The 16,599-nt window shown below is 73.8% G+C and carries 11 protein-coding genes; 7 read left to right on the top strand and 4 right to left on the bottom strand.

All coding sequences use genetic code 11. From position 1 onward, the window contains the following. Positions 1-9: 9 nt before the first annotated feature. The 3 genes from AC07BF_RS13640 to ssd form a co-directional block, all read right to left on the bottom strand. The gene (locus AC07BF_RS13640) at positions 10-792 is read right to left on the bottom strand and encodes a type II secretion system F family protein (protein ID WP_363587419.1); all 783 of its coding nucleotides are present in this window, start codon (positions 790-792) and stop codon (positions 10-12) included. Positions 793-1,170: 378 nt separating this feature from the next. Continuing rightward, positions 1,171-2,430, bottom strand: a complete 1,260-nt coding sequence (locus tag AC07BF_RS13645) for a TadA family conjugal transfer-associated ATPase (protein WP_478333393.1) — start codon at positions 2,428-2,430, stop codon at positions 1,171-1,173. Between the two features lie 89 nt (positions 2,431-2,519). After that, positions 2,520-3,644, bottom strand: coding sequence for a septum site-determining protein Ssd (gene ssd, locus AC07BF_RS13650; RefSeq protein WP_363587423.1), 1,125 nt, complete (start codon positions 3,642-3,644; stop codon positions 2,520-2,522). Between the two features lie 727 nt (positions 3,645-4,371). Here ssd and AC07BF_RS13655 point away from each other — a divergent pair. After that, positions 4,372-5,271 carry an HAD family hydrolase gene (locus AC07BF_RS13655; RefSeq protein ID WP_363587425.1) on the top strand — a complete coding sequence of 300 codons (900 nt, stop codon included), beginning with the start codon at positions 4,372-4,374 and terminating at the stop codon, positions 5,269-5,271. A gap of 423 nt (positions 5,272-5,694) precedes the next feature. Here AC07BF_RS13655 and AC07BF_RS13660 read toward each other — a convergent pair whose 3' ends face one another. Further along, positions 5,695-6,585, bottom strand: a complete 891-nt coding sequence (locus AC07BF_RS13660; protein ID WP_478317310.1) for a Fic family protein — start codon at positions 6,583-6,585, stop codon at positions 5,695-5,697. A 220-nt stretch (positions 6,586-6,805) separates the two neighbouring features. Between AC07BF_RS13660 and AC07BF_RS13665 the strand changes: the two genes are divergently transcribed. The 6 genes from AC07BF_RS13665 to AC07BF_RS13690 all read left to right on the top strand — a co-directional run bounded on the left by AC07BF_RS13665 (position 6,806) and on the right by AC07BF_RS13690 (position 16,506). Beyond that, positions 6,806-7,807, top strand: coding sequence for an ATP-binding protein (locus AC07BF_RS13665; protein ID WP_363587429.1), 1,002 nt, complete (start codon positions 6,806-6,808; stop codon positions 7,805-7,807). A gap of 455 nt (positions 7,808-8,262) precedes the next feature. Next, positions 8,263-10,692, top strand: a complete 2,430-nt coding sequence (locus AC07BF_RS13670) for a SulP family inorganic anion transporter (RefSeq protein ID WP_478333394.1) — start codon at positions 8,263-8,265, stop codon at positions 10,690-10,692. 242 nt (positions 10,693-10,934) lie between these two features. Continuing rightward, positions 10,935-12,890, top strand: coding sequence for an acetate--CoA ligase (acs, locus tag AC07BF_RS13675; RefSeq protein ID WP_363627812.1), 1,956 nt, complete (start codon positions 10,935-10,937; stop codon positions 12,888-12,890). 460 nt (positions 12,891-13,350) lie between these two features. Then, positions 13,351-14,727, top strand: a complete 1,377-nt coding sequence (gene nhaA, locus AC07BF_RS13680) for a Na+/H+ antiporter NhaA (protein WP_363579680.1) — start codon at positions 13,351-13,353, stop codon at positions 14,725-14,727. Positions 14,728-14,914: 187 nt separating this feature from the next. Continuing rightward, a complete protein-coding gene (locus AC07BF_RS13685; RefSeq protein WP_063348673.1) occupies positions 14,915-15,391 on the top strand; it encodes a phage holin family protein in 477 nt (158 codons plus the stop codon). 95 nt (positions 15,392-15,486) lie between these two features. Beyond that, entirely contained in the window at positions 15,487-16,506 is a 1,020-nt protein-coding gene (locus AC07BF_RS13690; RefSeq protein ID WP_363579681.1) for an alpha/beta fold hydrolase, read from the top strand. The last annotated feature ends 93 nt before the right edge of the window (positions 16,507-16,599 follow it).

The raw sequence follows: 16,599 nt of genomic DNA on the forward strand, positions 1-16,599 counted from the left end.
CTCCCCGATTCACCCCGACACCACCTCCGCCCGTGTCCGCACCCGCGCCCGTACCCGTGAGAGCCCGCAGCTCCCGCCGCCACCAGTGCCCCGCACCCCGGCAGCCCGCCGGGGCGCCTCCAAGGCGCCCTGGGCCGCCGCCCGGACGATGCGCGCTGTCCAGAGCACGCCCAGCCCCTCCAGTGCCGCCCCCGCAGCGAGGCACCCCAGCCCGGCCGGCGTGTGCAGCAGGACGCCCACCGGCCGGGCCCCGAGCGCCGCCCCCAGCAGCAGCCCGGCGGCCGGCAGAGCGGCCAGGACGGCGATCGTGGTCCGCGGGCCCGCCAGCTCCCCGGCGATCTCCTCCGCCAGCGCCCGCTCGCCGCGCAGCGCCTCCGCCACCCGGTCCAGCGCGACGGCCAGCCCCGACCCGCTGTCGGACGCGACCCGCCAGCAGGCCGCGATCGCCGACGCGCCGCTCCCGCCCGGCAGTTCGGCGAGCAGGTGCAGCGCGGCGGGCACGTCCCCGCCGTACCGGCCCGCCGCGAGCCGCGCCACCGGCTCCTCGCCGAGCCTGCGCAGCCCGTCCGGGTCGGCCGCGAGGCGGGCCGTGACCAGGTGCAACGCCTGCTCCGGCGTCGCCCCGCTGCGCAACTCCCCTGCCAGCCCTGCGCAGAGCTCCACCACGGAGGCCGCCCGCCGCCCGGCCTCCACCGTCACGCGCCGCCGCAGCCGCCACCGCCGCAGCGGCAGTACGGCCAGCCCGGCGGCGAGCACCGGCAGCGGCGAGGAGGTCGCTTGCCCGACGGCCAACCCCGCGGGCAGGAGCAACAGTTCGGTCGCCCGCCAGTCGGACGGTCGCGGCCGAGCGCGCCCCGCGGTCACCGCCGGCGGGCCCGGCACCGGAACGGGCGGGGGCCCGCTGCCGGCCAGCACCAGCCTGTACCGCCGCCCACCCGGCAGCTGCTCCTGCACCGCACGCCACGCAGCGAGGGCCACCAGGCACAGCACCAATACCCAGCAGAAAGAACTCTGATCACCCATCACGTCAGGAACCTCCCGGTCGTCGGTCTTTCCTGTTCCACGCCCCGAGCAGCGTCAGGGCGCCCGCCGCACACCCGCCCAGCAGCAGGACGAACGCGAGTTCCACCGCCCGCGCCCCCGCACCCGCCAACCCGGCCACCGCCGCCGTCACGTCGGCCCCGCCGCGAGCGACACCCCGCGCACCGCCAGCAGCCCGACCAGTCGCTCCCAGCCCGCCCCGGGGACCAGACCGCCCACCACCGGGAACTCCACCGCCGGGGTGGTGACGGCCAGCCCGTCACGGCCGGCGGCCAGCGTGTGGATCTCCGCCACCCGGCGGCGCCCCGAGCCCGGCTCCCTGACCAGGTGCACCACCAGGTCGAGCGCGGCCCGGAGTTGGCTGTGCAGCGCGGGCCGGTCGAGCCCGGCGAGCGAGCCCAGCGCCTCCAGCCGGACCGGCACGTCCGCCGCCGTGTTGGCGTGCACCGTGCCGCAGCCGCCTTCGTGCCCGGTGTTCAGCGCGGCCAGCAGGTCCGACACCTCGGCCCCGCGGACCTCTCCGATCACCAGCCGGTCCGGACGCATCCGTAGCGCCTGCCGGACGAGGTCCCGCAGCGTGAGCTCACCCAGCCCCTCCTGGTTGGGCGGCCTGCTCTGCAACCGGACCACGTGCGGATGGGCCGGCCGCAGTTCGGCGGAGTCCTCCGCGATGACGATCCGCTCCTCCGGCCCGACCAGGCCGAGCAGGGCCGCGAGCAACGTGGTCTTGCCCGTGCCCGCCCCGCCGGACACCAGCAGCGACAGCCTGGCGCGCAGGATGCCGGCCAGCAGGCCGGCGCCCTCCGGCGGCAGCGCCCCGCCCGCCACCAGTTCGTCGAGCGTGAACGGCTGGGGCCGGCAGACCCGCAGCGAGATGTGCGTGCAGCCGGCCGCGATCGGCGGCAGCACGGCGTGCAGGCGGGTGCCGTCCGGCAGCCGGGCGTCCACCCAGGGCCGCGCGTCGTCCAGCCGCCGCCCGGCCGCGGTGGCCAGCCGGTGGGCCAGCCGCCGTACCGCCTCGGCGTCGGCGAACCGGATTCCGGTGGCCCGGTGCAGGCCGCCGCCACGGTCGACCCACACCTCGTCCGGACCGTTCACCAGGACGTCCGTGACGTCGGGCGCCGCCAGCAGCCGCTCCAGCGGGCCCGCACCCACCAGTTCGGCACGCAGCGAGCGCACGGTGTCCAGGACTTCGTCCCCGCCGAGCGGCGGCCGGGTGGCCCGCAGCACCGCCGCGACCGACCCCGCCGTCGGGGCGGCACCCGACTCGGCCAGCCGCAGCCGGACCGCGTCCACCAGCTCCGCCGTCCGCTCCTCCCGGGCGGTGCGCCCGTACGGGCAGGGGTGGCGCGGCGCTTCGGGTGACCCGCCGGGCGGCGGCACGCTCATGAGCGACCGGTGCTCCCGCGCACCCTCGCCCCGGCTCTTCGGACCGCCCCCCGCCCGCACGGTGGGGCCTGTTCTACGCAGACGGACCATCAGTACACACCTCCTCCGACCGCCGGCACCGGCGGCAGCACCTCGTCCAGGAAGGTCTCGCAGAAGCGCGCGAGCGGGCCGCCGTCCCGGATTCCGGGCGGGACGCCCTTCTCGACGTCCTCCGCCAGGCCGGGTTCCGGCTCCAACTCCCCCGCGAGCTCCAGTCGCAGCCCGCGGGCGATCCGGTGGGCCGGGAGTCCGAAGGTGCGCGGCGACCGCACCACCGCCCGGACGTCCCCGAGCCGCATCCGGGTGGCCGCCGCGACCCGGTCGGCGGCGGCCACCGCGCGCAGTTCGGCCGGCACCACCAGCAGCGCCAGGTCGGACTGCTCCAGAGCTTGCCCGGCGGCCGCGTCGAGATGGCGCGGCACGTCGACGACGACCAGCCCACCGCGCCGCCGGGAGGCGGCCAGCACGCTGCGCATGGCCTCCGGCGGCACGGTCAGGGTGTCGCCGCGATCCCAGGACAGGCAGGAGAGCGCGGAGAGCCGTTTGAGCACCGGTAGCGCCCTGGCCAGTTCGACCCCGCTGACCCGCCCGCGCGAGCCGGCCAGATCGGGCCAGCGCAGCCCGCGGGCCGCCTCGCCGCCGAGCAGGATGTCGAGGCCGCCGCCCAGCGGATCTCCGTCGATGAGCATCGTCCGCCGCCCCGCCCGCGCGGCCGTGACCGCGAGGGCGCAGGCCAGGGTCGAGGCTCCGGCCCCGCCCCGGCCGCCGAGCACGGCGACGGTGAGCGCCGGGGAGCCGGCGCCCTCGGCCGCGTCGGCGATCCGGTCGAGCAGCCAGGCCTCGGCGTCGGGGAGGAACAGCACGTGTTCGGCGCCGAGTTGGACGGCTCTGACCCACACCCCGGCGTCGTCGAGGTCCAGCCCGAGCAGCAGCACCCCGCCGCGCCGGCCGAGCCCGGCGCACCGGGCGGCCTGGTCGTCCCCGATGAGCACCAGTGAGGCGCCCTCCCAGAGCTCGCGCGGCGGTGGTGCGCCCCGGATCAGCCTCGGTTCGGTGCCGGCGGCCGCGCAGAGCCGCAGCAGGTGCTCGGCCAGGCCCTCGTCCTCGGTGACGACGAGCGGGCCGCTGGCCCCGGGCCCTTCGGTGGTGGCGTGGTCGGCGATCGGCGTCGACATGGTGGGCTCCCCTCTGCGCCCCCGGCCGCCAGGGGCGGTCCGGGGCGCACGTCGGACGGTTCCGGCGAACGGCCGCCCGGCAGACCTCGTGGGAGAGAGGGAGGTGAGATCCGCCCGGCGACCGCCGCCGACCATCACGGTGGGGGGAGATCGGGATTCCGTCATCCACGATGCGAATACCTGTGGATAACTCGTGGGCTGTGGAGGAAAACGTTCACCCGGGCGAGGGATTTATCGTCAAAGAATTGACGATCGGGGATCACGGATGTGAACCGGAAGCCCGTCGCACCCTCGCCGGCCACCCGACGGACCCTCCCGGCCGCCCCCTCGGGCACCCCGCCGCAGCAGCTCTGCCCACCGATCGGAACCAGCCGAAGAGCCACGGGCAGCCATGAGCAAACAGCGACGCAGAGTGACGAAAGGTGGTCAGTGGACCAGGGTGTCGACACCCCCCGTACACCGTCGGCAGGGCGGCCGCGGCGCTCGCCGCGAGGGGCCTTCAGGGCCCAAAAATGGCCCCGGACGTGCGACGACCCCCGCCGGGGGGGAGAGCGGGGGTCGTCTATCCACGGCCCGACTCGGGGGGGAGGAGCCGGACCGGGTTAGCACGGTCGCGAACGATCCGTGACTTCCATGGTGTACCCGAGCGGCCAGAAACACAAACCCGCACGCCCACGAGTACACCGAATGGCGGCCTGTTTTGCGGCTCCCTCTATCCTCGGTTCCCGTGGACACCACCGAGAACGCCGACGACCACGCCGACGAGTCCCCGGGCGAGGCCACCGGGCCCGCGCAGACCCGCTCACCCGTTCGCCCCGGGCCGGGCGGGCCGCGCACGGCGGCCTTCTTCGACCTGGACAAGACCATCATCGCCAAGTCGAGCGCGCTGGCCTTCAGCCGCCCGTTCTACCAGGGCGGTCTGATCAACCGTCGGGCCGTACTGCGCAGCGCGTACGCCCAGTTCGTCTTCCTGGTCGGCGGCGCGGACCACGACCAGATGGAGAAGATGCGCGAGTACCTCTCCTCGCTCACCCGGGGCTGGAACGTCCAGCAGGTCCGCGAGATCGTCGCGGAGACGCTGCACAACCTGATCGACCCGATCATCTACGACGAGGCCGCCTCACTGATCGAGCAGCACCACGCGGCCGGTCGGGACGTGGTGATCGTCAGCAGTTCGGGCTCCGAGGTGGTCGAGCCGATCGGCGCGCTGCTCGGCGCGGACCACGTGATCGCCACCCGGCTCAAGGTCGAGGACGGCTGCTACACCGGCGAGATCGAGTACTACGCCTACGCCGAGAACAAGGCTGCCGCCATCCGGGAGTTGGCCGAGTCCGAGGGCTACGACCTGGCCGCGTCCTACGCCTACAGCGACTCCTCCACCGACCTGCCACTACTGGAGGCCGTCGGCCACCCGTCGGCGGTCAACCCCGACCGCGCGCTGCGGAAGGAGGCGCAGGCCCGGGAGTGGCCGGTGCTGGTCTTCGACCGGCCGGTGGAACTGCGGCGGCGGCTCCCGGAGTTCTCCGCGCCGAGCGGCTCGGTGCTGACGGCCGTTGCGATCGGGACGGCGGCCGTGACCGCCGGGGTCATCTGGTACCTGGCCCACCGGCGCCGCCCGGAGGCCTGAACCGCCCGCCTCGGGCCCCGCAACGCGGGCAACCGCAGGCCCCGCAGCGCAGGGCAAATCAGACAATCAGCACAGAGTTCTCTTTTCGGGTTCCCCTTTCGCCCGAAACGCGATACAAATGAAGCACGGCCCGCGAGACCCGGTCAGGACCCGAAGAGGTCAAACCGACAACGCAGTTAAGGCCCCACGGACCGCGTGTTCAGGTATCCGAGCACCCACATGCAGCCGACCCGCTGTCGGGCCGCTGGACCAGACGAACGGGCAGGATCCCCGTCTGATCAGCACTTCCGGTGCATGCATGGTCACCCGGTATCTGCACCAGCGGCGGCACCAGGCAGGATCGGGTGCCGCCGCATCTTCGTGCCGGAAGCGCCAGAAGCGCCCGCGGTCCCCGCCCGCGCCGCCCCCGCGGCCCCCGCCCGCTCAGACCATCCCGCGCTGCATCGCCTCGCAGACCGCCGTACTCTCCCGCACCCCGAGCCGCAGCGCCCGCCCGCAGTGCGCGATCCAGGCCGCCATCCCCTCGGGCGCGCCCGCCAGATAGCCGGCCAGGGCCCGCCGGTAGGCGTCGGTGCCGAGTTCCGCCAGCCCGACCTCGGCCGGGCAGATCGACTTCGGGTCGAGCCCCTCGGCGAGCAGCACGATCCGCTGGGCGGCCCGCGCGATCACGCCGTTGTACGCGCCGAACGGCCGCAGCGCGAGCAGTTCGCCGTGCACCACGGAGGCGACCACCAGGGCCGGCGTCCCCACGCCCTGGCCCTCGGCGCGCGCCACCAGCAGTCGGGAGAGCTGGTCGAGCCGGGCCGCGACCTCCTCGGCACCCGGGGCGGGCGGCAGCGCGGGCAGCGGTTCGTCCACCTGGACGACCTCGACGCTCTCCACCGGCTCGAGCCCCAGCGGGAACAGGTCCTCGACGCCTTCGCCCGCGCGGCGGGGCCGCCCGGCGGACGGCTCGCCGTCGCCGACGGCGAGCAGGTGCAGCCGGGCCAGCACCTGGAGCGGCGAGTGCCGCCAGATGCTGAGCAGCTGGCCGGCCTCGGCGGCGATCCGCAGGGCCGCGCCGACCGTCCGGGCCCCGGGGTCCGCGCTGAAGTCGCTGCGGCGCCGGACCTCCTCCAGCGGCCAGTCGGCCCCGGCCAGCGCCGCCGACGCGCGGGCGCCGCGCAGCGCGGACTCGGAGGTGACCTCGGCCGCGCGGCGGCGCATCACCCGGTGGCCGTAGAGCCGGTCGACGGCCTTGCGGACCTCGGCCACGGCGTCGGGCACCCCGGGGAGCTGGGCCAGCGGGGCGAGGGGATCTGTTCCAGTGCTCACCTACCCGAGAGTAATGAACAGCCGCCCCCTCCTGGAACAGCAACCCCGGATCACCCATTAGAGGCAATCCTCACTTCCCTCCGCCGAGGAGGCCCAAACCCCGGCTAGCATGGCCACTATCGGAGACGATAACTATTTCCACTTAGGGCGCCTCGGCATGTGCGGCCCCTGAGCAGGTGGCCCCCCGAGCGCGGGCCCAGAGCGAGAGCCGGAGTCCCAGATGAAGATCGCCTTCGTCGGCAAGGGCGGCAGCGGGAAGACCACGCTGTCCGCACTGTTCATCCGCCATCTGGCCGCCGCGGGCCGGCCGGTCATCGCCGTCGACGCCGACATCAACCAGCACCTGGGCCCGGCCCTGGGTCTGACGGATGCCCAGGCCGCGGAGCTGCCCTCGCTCGGCGCGCACCTGCCGGAGATCAAGGAGTACCTGCGCGGCAGCAACCCGCTGATCCGCTCGGCCGACGAGATGATCAAGACCACGCCGCCCGGCCGGGGTTCGCGCCTGCTGCGGATCGTCGAGGAGAACCCGGTCTACGCCGCCTGCGCCCGCCCGATCGCCCTGGACGAGGGATCGGTCCGACTGCTGGCGACCGGCGCCTTCACCGAGGAGGACCTCGGGGTGGCCTGCTACCACTCCAAGGTCGGCGCGGTGGAACTGCTGCTCAACCACCTGCTGGACGGCCCCGACGAGTACCTGGTCACCGACATGACGGCGGGCTCGGACTCCTTCGCCTCCGGCCTGTTCACCCGCTTCGACCTGACCTTCCTGGTGGCCGAACCGACCCGCAAGGGCGTCTCCGTCTACCGCCAGTACAAGGACTACGCCCGCGACTTCGGCGTCCGGCTGCGGGTGATCGGCAACAAGGTGCAGGGCCCGGACGACCTGGCGTTCCTGCGCCGGGAGGTCGGCGACGACCTGCTCACCACCTTCGGGCACTCGGACTGGGTGCGCCGTCTGGAGCAGGGCGCCGAGCCGCCGCTGAAGTCGCTGGAGCCGACCAACCGGGCCGTCCTGGAGGAGCTGCGGGCCGAGGCCGAGTCCGCGTACGGGCAGCGGGACGTGCGCCGCTACACCGAGCAGGCCGTGCTCTTCCACGTGCGCAACGCGGAGAGTTGGGCCAACGCCAAGGTCGGCGTCGACCTCGCGACCCAGGTGGACGAGGCCTTCGTGCTGGGCGGGGTCGGCGGCGAGCGGCCCGCCCCGGCGGGTGCGCGCGCCTGACGCCGCTCCGCCCGAACGGGCCGTGGCCCTCCCCCCTTCCCCGGGGAGGGCCACGGCCCGTTCCGCACGTCCGGACCGCCCGGCGCCACCGAACGCCCGGCCGTCCCCGGCTCCGCCAGCAGATTCCCAGCGGTTCGAACACCACCCAATGGGGTGAATCGGGGGGTTTTCCCCTTCCCTCCCGGAATGACGCTGTGCAAAGCTTTCATTACCCTCGGTTTACCGAGTCTTGATGGTCCGTCCCGACGGCCCTCGGCGAGACGTCCCGCACCTCGCCCAGGTCCCTGGCGGGCCCTGATGGTCGAGGTCCGGCCGGTGACACCCGCACTCCCCGCCGCGCCCACGCCATCCCGCCACACCGTCGCGACCCACGACAGCCGATCCGCCCCGGAGCCCCACCCCGGACTCACCGCCGGACCTGACTGCGTTCGTTCCCCCGGACAGACGGGAAGACAATGACCCTCGACATCTCCAGCGCCCCCATCGCCTCCGACACCACCGACCACGCGCCACCGGGCCCCGGCACCAAGGCCCGCTGGGCCCAGGACCTCTCAGCCTCCCTGGTGGTCTTCCTGATCGCCGTGCCGTTCTCCCTCGGCATCGCACTCGCCACCGGCGCCCCGCTCACCGCCGGCCTCGCCGCCGCGGCCGTCGGCGGCATCGTCGTCGGGCTGTTCGGCGGCACCCCGCTCCAGGTCAGCGGCCCCTCCGCCGCGCTGACCGTGATCACCGCCGGACTGATCGTCCAGTACGGGTGGCGGGCCACCTGCGCCATCACCCTGGCCGCCGGGCTGCTCCAACTCCTGCTCGGCGTGCGCCGGGTGGCCCGGACCGCGCTCGCCGTCTCGCCCGCCATCGTGCACGGCATGCTGGCCGGGGTCGGGCTCACCATCGCCATCGCGCAGCTGCACGTCGTCCTCGGCGGCTCCCCGCAGAGCTCCGCGATCGCCAACCTCCTCGCGCTGCCAGGCCAGTTGGCCGGGCCGCACCCGCCCGCGCTGCTGGCCGGATCGGTGACCGCGGCCGTCCTGCTGGGCTGGCCCCGACTCGGCCGACTCCCCGGCCGCGCGGGCGAGTTCGGCGCCAGGCTGGCCAAGGTGCCGGGCCCGCTGGCCGCCGTCGCCACCGCGACCGCGCTCGCCCTGGCCCTGGACCTGCGGCTCGCCCACATCGGGCTGCCCGCCTGGCAGCCGCACGCCCTCGTGCCCGCGCTGCCGCACGGCCCGCTGGCCGGAGTGCTGGCCGCTGTCCTGACCGTCACCGCCGTCGCCAGCGTGGAGTCGCTGCTGTCCGCCGTCGCGGTCGACCGGATGTCCCGCCGCACCGGCGACCTCGACCGCGAACTGCGCGGCCAGGGCCTGGCCAACATCGTCAGCGGGCTGGTCGGCGGGCTGCCCGTCGCCGGCGGCGCCGTCCGCAGCACCGCCAACGTGCGGGCCGGCGGCCAGAGCAGGTGGTCCTCGGTGCTGCACGGCGTCTGGGCGCTCGCCGCCGCACTGGCGCTGACCGGCGGGCTGCGCCGGATCCCGCTGGCCGCGCTGGCCGCGCTGGTGCTGGTGGTCGGGCTGCAGATGGTGAGCTTCGCGCACATCCGCAACGTGCACCGGCACCGCGAGTTCCCGGTCTACCTGACCACCGTGCTCGCCGTGGTGGCGCTCGGCGTGCTGTGGGGCGTCGCGCTCGGCGCCGGCACCGCCGTGCTACTCGCGCTCTACCGGCTGACCCGCGCCCACGTGGACGTGCTGGCCGGCCCGGCGGGCGCGGTCACCGTCCAGACGCACGGGCCGCTCACCTTCACCGCCGTGCCCCGGCTGAGCCGGGCGCTGGCCGGGATCCCCTCCGGCTCCGAGGTCACCGTGGTCCACGACGGCTCCTTCCTGGACCACGCCGCGTACGAGACGCTGCACAGTTGGCGGACGGGCCACCAGGCCGCGGGCGGCCGGGTCTCGATGGTGACGCGCCGCAGGGACGACGAGGTGCTCGACCCCGACGGCACCGTCCGGGCGGGCAGTTCACCCGGTCCGCACCGCTGCCGGGCCTGGACGCCCTGGGTCGGCCACCACTGCATCGAGCAGCAGGAGGATCCGCACGGCCGACTGCTGGACGGCGTCCGGGTGTTCCAGCAGCACACCGCCCCGCTGATCCGGCCCGAACTCGCCCGGCTGGCCCGGGAGGGGCAGACGCCCTCCCAGCTCTTCCTGACCTGCGCGGACTCCCGGATGGTCACCAGCATGATCACCAACAGCGGCCCGGGAGACCTGTTCACCGTCCGCAACGTCGGCAATCTGGTGCCGGCCCCGTACGAGCCCGGCGCGGCCGACGACTCGGTGGCGGCCGCGGTGCAGTACGCGGTCGAGGTCCTGGAGGTCGGCTCGATCACGGTCTGCGGCCACTCCGGCTGCGGCGCGATGAAGGCCCTGCTGGACGGCGTGCACGAGCGCCCCGGGCCGCCCACCCCGCTGGCCCGCTGGCTGCGCAACGGCCGCGGCTCGCTGGACCGGCTCCGCCGGGTCCCCGCCGGGTTCGACGCGCGGCCGGTGGTGGACCTGGTGGAGCAGCTCTGCATCACCAACGTGGTCCAGCAGCTGGACCAGCTGCTGGCCAACCCGGCCGTGGAGCGCCGGGTGGAGGAGGGCACCCTGCGACTGGTCGGGATGTACTTCGACTTCGCGACCGCCCAGGCCTACGTGCTCGACCGGGCCGAGGGGACGTTCAGTCCGATCGAGGCGCGCATCGGGACGGCAGCGGCCGGAACCACGGCCGGCCGGGCAGCGCCAGGGGCACCGCCGACCGGGTCGCCGGCTGGCGACACGCCCGAACGGGTGAATGAAGATGGCCGGGTTCCCGCCGACGGCGCCGAGGACGGCCCCCGGCTGGCCGCCTGAGAGCCGGGCCCGAGTCCCCGCCGGGCGGGCCGGGGCGCGGGCCCTCCGGCCGTCGTACGGCGCACCGCCCAGAGGCGGTACGCCGTACGATGGTCCGTTCGACTGCCGGTCAAAGGTCTACACCAATTACCCGGAGGCTCTTGTCAAGTGCCCCATTCGCCTGGTGAGCTGTGCGCTGGGACACACGGGACAATCCCCACGCACGGGATCGTCTCCGATCATGACTCGATGAGGAGTGCGCGTTGAGCAACGAGAGCCTGGCCAACCTGCTCAAGGAGGAGCGGCGATTCGCCCCGCCGGCAGAGCTCGCCGCCGCCGCCAACGTCACCGCGGCCGCGTACGCGCAGGCCTCCGAGGACCGCCTGGGCTTCTGGGCCGAGCAGGCCCGCCGCCTCAGCTGGGCCGTCGAGCCGACCGAGACGCTGGACTGGTCCAACCCGCCCTTCGCCAAGTGGTTCGCCGACGGCAAGCTCAACGTGGCCTACAACTGCGTCGACCGCCACGTCGAGGCCGGACTCGGCGACCGGGTCGCGATCCACTTCGAGGGTGAGCCCGGCGACAGCCGCTCGATCACCTACGCCCAGCTCAAGGACGAGGTCTCGCAGGCCGCCAACGCGCTGCTGGAGCTCGGCGTCCGCAAGGGCGACCGGGTCGCGGTCTACCTGCCGATGATCGCCGAGGCGGTCGTCGCGATGCTCGCCTGTGCCCGGATCGGCGCCACCCACTCGGTGGTCTTCGGCGGCTTCTCCGCCGACGCCGTCGCCTCCCGCATCGAGGACGCCCAGGCCAAGCTCGTCATCACCGCCGACGGCGGCTACCGCCGCGGCAAGCCGTCCGCGCTCAAGCCGGCCATCGACGAGGCGCTCACCAAGGTCGACGGCGTCGAGCACGTCCTGGTGATCCGCCGCACCGGGCAGGACATCTCCTGGACCGAGGGCCGTGACGTCTGGTGGCACGAGATCACCGCGCGCCAGTCCACCGAGCACACCCCCGAGGCGCACGACGCCGAGCACCCGCTGTTCATCCTCTACACCTCGGGCACCACCGGTAAGCCCAAGGGCATCCTGCACACCTCGGGCGGCTACCTCACCCAGGCCAGCTACACCCACCACGCGGTCTTCGACCTCAAGCCGGAGACCGACGTCTACTGGTGCACCGCCGACATCGGCTGGGTCACCGGCCACTCGTACATCGTCTACGGCCCGCTCTCCAACGGCGCCACCCAGGTCATCTACGAGGGCACCCCGGACACCCCGCACCAGGGCCGGTTCTGGGAGATCGTCCAGAAGTACGGCGTGACGATCCTCTACACCGCGCCGACCGCGATCCGCACCTTCATGAAGTGGGGCGACGACATCCCCGCGAAGTTCGACCTGTCCTCGCTGCGGGTGCTGGGCAGCGTCGGCGAGCCGATCAACCCCGAGGCCTGGATCTGGTACCGCGAGCACATCGGCGCCGGCAGGACCCCGATCGTGGACACCTGGTGGCAGACCGAGACCGGCGCCATGATGATCAGCCCGCTGCCGGGCGTCACCGAGACCAAGCCGGGTTCGGCCCAGCGCGCCCTGCCGGGCATCGCGGCCACCGTGGTCGACGACGAGGCCAACGAGGTCCCGAACGGCTCCGGCGGCTACCTGGTGCTCACCGAGCCGTGGCCGTCCATGCTGCGCACCATCTGGGGCGACGACCAGCGCTACATCGACACCTACTGGTCGCGCTTCGCGGGCCGCTACTTCGCCGGTGACGGCGCCAAGAAGGACGAGGACGGCGACATCTGGCTGCTCGGCCGGGTCGACGACGTCATGCTCGTCTCGGGCCACAACATCTCCACCACCGAGGTCGAGTCGGCCCTGGTCGGCCACCCGTCGGTGGCCGAGTCCGCCGTGGTCGGCGCCGCGGACGCCACCACCGGCCAGGCCATCGTCGCCTTCGTGATCCTGCGCGGCGGCGCCACCGAGAGCCCGGAGCTGGTCGAGGAGCTGCGCGCGCACGTCGGCCGCACGCTCGGCCCGATCGCCAAGCCGAAGCAGGTCAAGGTGGTCGGCGAGCTGCCGAAGACCCGCTCCGGCAAGATCATGCGCCGTCTGCTGCGCGACATCGCCGAGGGCCGCGAGGTCGGTGACACCACCACCCTCGCCGACAGCACGGTGATGAGCCAGATCCAGGCCCAGCTGCCGCCGGCGGGTGGCAACGGCTGAGCCGGCCGACACGGTGAAGCGTGCCCCGGGCGGTGGTCACCGCCCGGGGCACAGCCATGCCGTGAGTCCGAAGCCCGCTTCCGGTCGGCCGCCGGGGTGTGCCAGCGGGGCGGCCGGGGCCGGGCGGCGCCGGCGACCGACGGCAAGAACGACAGAGACCACAGAACCCGCAGAGGCGACAAGGACGACAGGGACGACAGGGCCGCGTTCACCCGTCTGCGAGCGGCCTAGGCCATTCGGGTGCCGTGCCACTGCTCCTCCGGAGTGCAGAACCACCCCTCAGGGCTTAAGTCCTTTAATAGGACAATCCGGATGTCACCCGAACGATCCCCTAGACTGTTAACGACGCATCAAGATCCCTGAACGGGAATCCGAGCGTCACAGGGCGCGCCGGGAAGTCTGGTCGGCAACTGCACCACACGTGCATCCGTTGCCGCTCCCAGCCCCTCAGGAGGTCCTCGTGACCGAACAGCCGCCCGTCCACGAGCCGACGACCCGCCGCCGGCAGCTGCTCGGCCGGCTGTCCCTGCCCGAGCGGACGTTCATCACCGACGCCCTGCGCACCGAGACCGTCGGCGGCATCCTGCTGCTGCTCGCCGCCGTGGTCGCACTGGTGTGGGCCAACGTCTGGCCGCACGCGTACGAGAGCGTCCTCGACTACACCGTCGGGCCGTCCGCCCCGCTGCACCTCGACCTCACCCTCGGCAACTGGGCCAAGGACGGCCTGCTGACGATCTTCTTCTTCGTGGCCGGGATCGAGCTCAAGCGCGAGTTCGTCGCGGGCGAGCTGCGCACCCCGAGCGCCGCGCTGCTCCCGGTGGTGGCCGCCGTCTGCGGGGTCGCGCTGCCGGCGATCCTGTTCGCCCTCGTCAACTCGGGCAGCGGCGGTCACCCCAGCGGTTGGGCCATCCCGACCGCCACCGACATCGCCTTCGCGCTCGGCGTGCTGGCCGTGGTCGGCAGCCACCTGCCGTCCGCCCTGCGCGCCTTCCTGCTCACCCTCGCCGTGGTGGACGACCTGATCGCGATCCTGATCATCGCGGTCTTCTACAGCTCCGGCATCAAGTTCTGGGCGCTCGGCCTGGCCTTCGCCGGCCTGGTGCTGTTCTGGTTCCTGCACCGGCGCGGGGTGCACGGCTGGTACCTGTTCGTGCCGCTGGCCGTCGTGAACTGGGCGCTGATGCACGAGAGCGGCATCCACGCCACGGTCGCGGGCGTCGCGATGGGTCTGATGCTGCGCTGCCACCGGGAGGGCGACGAGCAGCACTCCCCCGGCGAGCACATCGAGCACCTGGTCCGTCCGCTCTCGGCCGGCCTGGCCGTTCCGGTGTTCGCGCTGTTCGCCGCCGGGGTGACGATCTCCGGCCCGACGCTGCGCGAGGTGTTCACCCAGGCCACGCCGCTCGGCATCGTCATCGGCCTGCTGGTCGGCAAGACGGTGGGCATATTCGGCGGCACGTGGCTGGCCGCCCGGTTCACCCGGGCCGAGCTGAACCCGAAGCTCAAGTGGGCCGACATGTTCGCGGTCTCGGTGCTCGCGGGCATCGGCTTCACCGTCTCGCTGCTGATCAGCGAACTGGCGTTCCGCGACGACCTGGCCCTCGCCGACCTCTCCAAGACGGCCGTCCTGGTCGGCTCGCTGCTCTGCGCGACGGTGGCCACCGTGCTGCTCAAGCTCCGCAACCGGCACTACCGCGAGCTGTGCGAGGAGGAGGACCGGGACGTGGACGGCGACGGCGTCCCGGACGTCTACCAGGAGGACGACCCGGCCTGGCGGGCCCGGACCGCCGAACTCGCCCCTCGGCCCGACGGCGAGGGGCCGGAGAAGCCCCGCTGAGGCCCGCCGGCGGCCCGGCAGCGCCCGGACACGTCCCCCCGGCGGGGCCCCGGAGTGGTGTGCGACTGACCGGTAGGGGCATGATTCTGAGCTGTCGACAGTCCACTGACGCCTCCGGGCCCCTCCGGCCCCCCGAACCGCACCACGCGGCGGCGTCACGCCGCACAGCCGCAGAGGAGAACCGCTGATGCCCGCAGGAGCCGCAGACCCGTCCAGCAACGGCCGGGCGCCCTACGAGGGCGAGCGTTCGGTGGGGCAGCTGTTCGCGGCGGCCACCGCCGACCTGTCCGCACTGGTCCACGACGAGATCGCGCTCGCCAAGGCCGAGATCCGGGCGGACGTCAAGCGCGGCGTCTCCGGGGGCGTCTCGCTGGGCGTCGCCGCCGTGGTGGCGCTGGCCGCTGTCCCGATGCTGAGCGCCGCGGCGGCCTTCGGCATCCACGCGCTGGGCCTGTCGCTCGGTTGGTCGTTCCTCATCGTGGCCGGCGCCTACCTGCTGCTCGCGGTGCTGCTCGGGCTGATGGCCTGGCGCTCGTTCAAGCGGATCGAGAAGCCGCACCGCACCATCGAGGGCGCCCAGAAGACCGCCGACGTGCTGAAGAACGCCCGGCCGCGCCCGGCCACCAAGGAGGAGATCGACCGGGCCCTGGGCCGCATCCCGTAACGGCCCTTCCGGTGGCGGCGCACAGCCGCCCGCCCGGACCCGCCGGGAGCGAGTACCGGGCGCCGTCCGGCGCACGGATGTGACACGCTCTCGGTATGCCGCTTGACCAGAAGCCCGTGCCCGCGCAGCCGTCCGCCGACTCCGGACCCGACCTGGCACCCGGGGGGGAGCCCGCCGAGGAGACCCCCGACACCGCCCCCGACGGCGGCGCCGAGGCCTGGAGCGTCCGGCAGAGCGGCCCGTGGACGCACCGCGACCTCGCGGCCAACGGCGCCCGGTTCCACATCGCCGAGCTGGGCTCGGGCCCGCTGGTGCTGCTGGTGCACGGCTGGCCCGAGTACTGGTGGGCCTGGCGCCACCAGCTGACCGCGCTCGCCGAGGCCGGCTACCGGGCGGTGGCGCTCGACCTGCGGGGCATCGGCGGCAGCGACCGCACCCCTCGCGGGTACGACCCGGGCAACCTCGCCCTGGACATCACCGGGGTGATCCGCTCGCTCGGCGAACGCCGGGCGCACCTGGTCGGGCACGCCGCCGGCGGCACGCTGGCCTGGGTGGCGGCGGTGATGCGCCCGTCGGTGATCCAGAGCCTCACCGTGGTCTCCGCCGCGCACCCCCGGGACCTGCGCCGGGCCCTGCTGACCGACCGCCGCCAGGCGGCCGCCTTCGAGCACGTGCTGGGCTTCCAGCGGCCGTGGATACCGGAACGCCGCCTGGTGGCCGACGACGCCGCGCTGGTCGGCCGCTACCTGGACGCCTGGGCCGGTCCGAACCGGCTGGACGAGGAGGCGGTGCACGCGTACCGGCAGGCCATCCAGATCCCCAGCACGGCGCACTGCTCGATCGAGCCGTACCGCTGGCTGCTGCGCTCGATGGCGCGCCCGGACGGCATCCAGTTCGCCCGGCGGATGAAGAAGCCGATCACGGCGCCGACCCTGCACGTCCAGGGCGCGGCGGACCCGGTGCTGCTGTCGCACACCGCGCTGGGCGGCGGCGAGTACGTGGCGGCGCCGTACCGCTGGCGGCTGATGCCGGGAGTCGGGCACTTCCCGCACGAGGAGGCCCCGGAGCAGTTCACCGCGGAGTTGCTGGACTGGGTCGGCCGTCACAAGGAGTGACGGTGCAGGAGCGGCGAAGGGGCCGGGCGGGAAGGGCCCTTGGTCCCAACTCCCTTGATCTGACGCACATATGACAACCGCATAGGCCAATTT

Source organism: Kitasatospora sp. NPDC043950, from assembly GCF_056435345.1.

Bases quoted from the DNA above. Each gene is read 5' to 3' on its own strand.
- AC07BF_RS13645 (WP_478333393.1), bottom strand. From the start codon at position 2,430: ATGAGCGTGCCGCCGCCCGGCGGGTCACCCGAAGCGCCGCGCCACCCC.
- ssd (WP_363587423.1), bottom strand. From the start codon at position 3,644: ATGTCGACGCCGATCGCCGACCACGCCACCACCGAAGGGCCCGGGGCC.
- AC07BF_RS13665 (WP_363587429.1), top strand. From the start codon at position 6,806: ATGAAGATCGCCTTCGTCGGCAAGGGCGGCAGCGGGAAGACCACGCTG.
- AC07BF_RS13670 (WP_478333394.1), top strand. From the start codon at position 8,263: ATGACCCTCGACATCTCCAGCGCCCCCATCGCCTCCGACACCACCGAC.
- AC07BF_RS13685 (WP_063348673.1), top strand. From the start codon at position 14,915: ATGCCCGCAGGAGCCGCAGACCCGTCCAGCAACGGCCGGGCGCCCTAC.
- AC07BF_RS13690 (WP_363579681.1), top strand. From the start codon at position 15,487: ATGCCGCTTGACCAGAAGCCCGTGCCCGCGCAGCCGTCCGCCGACTCC.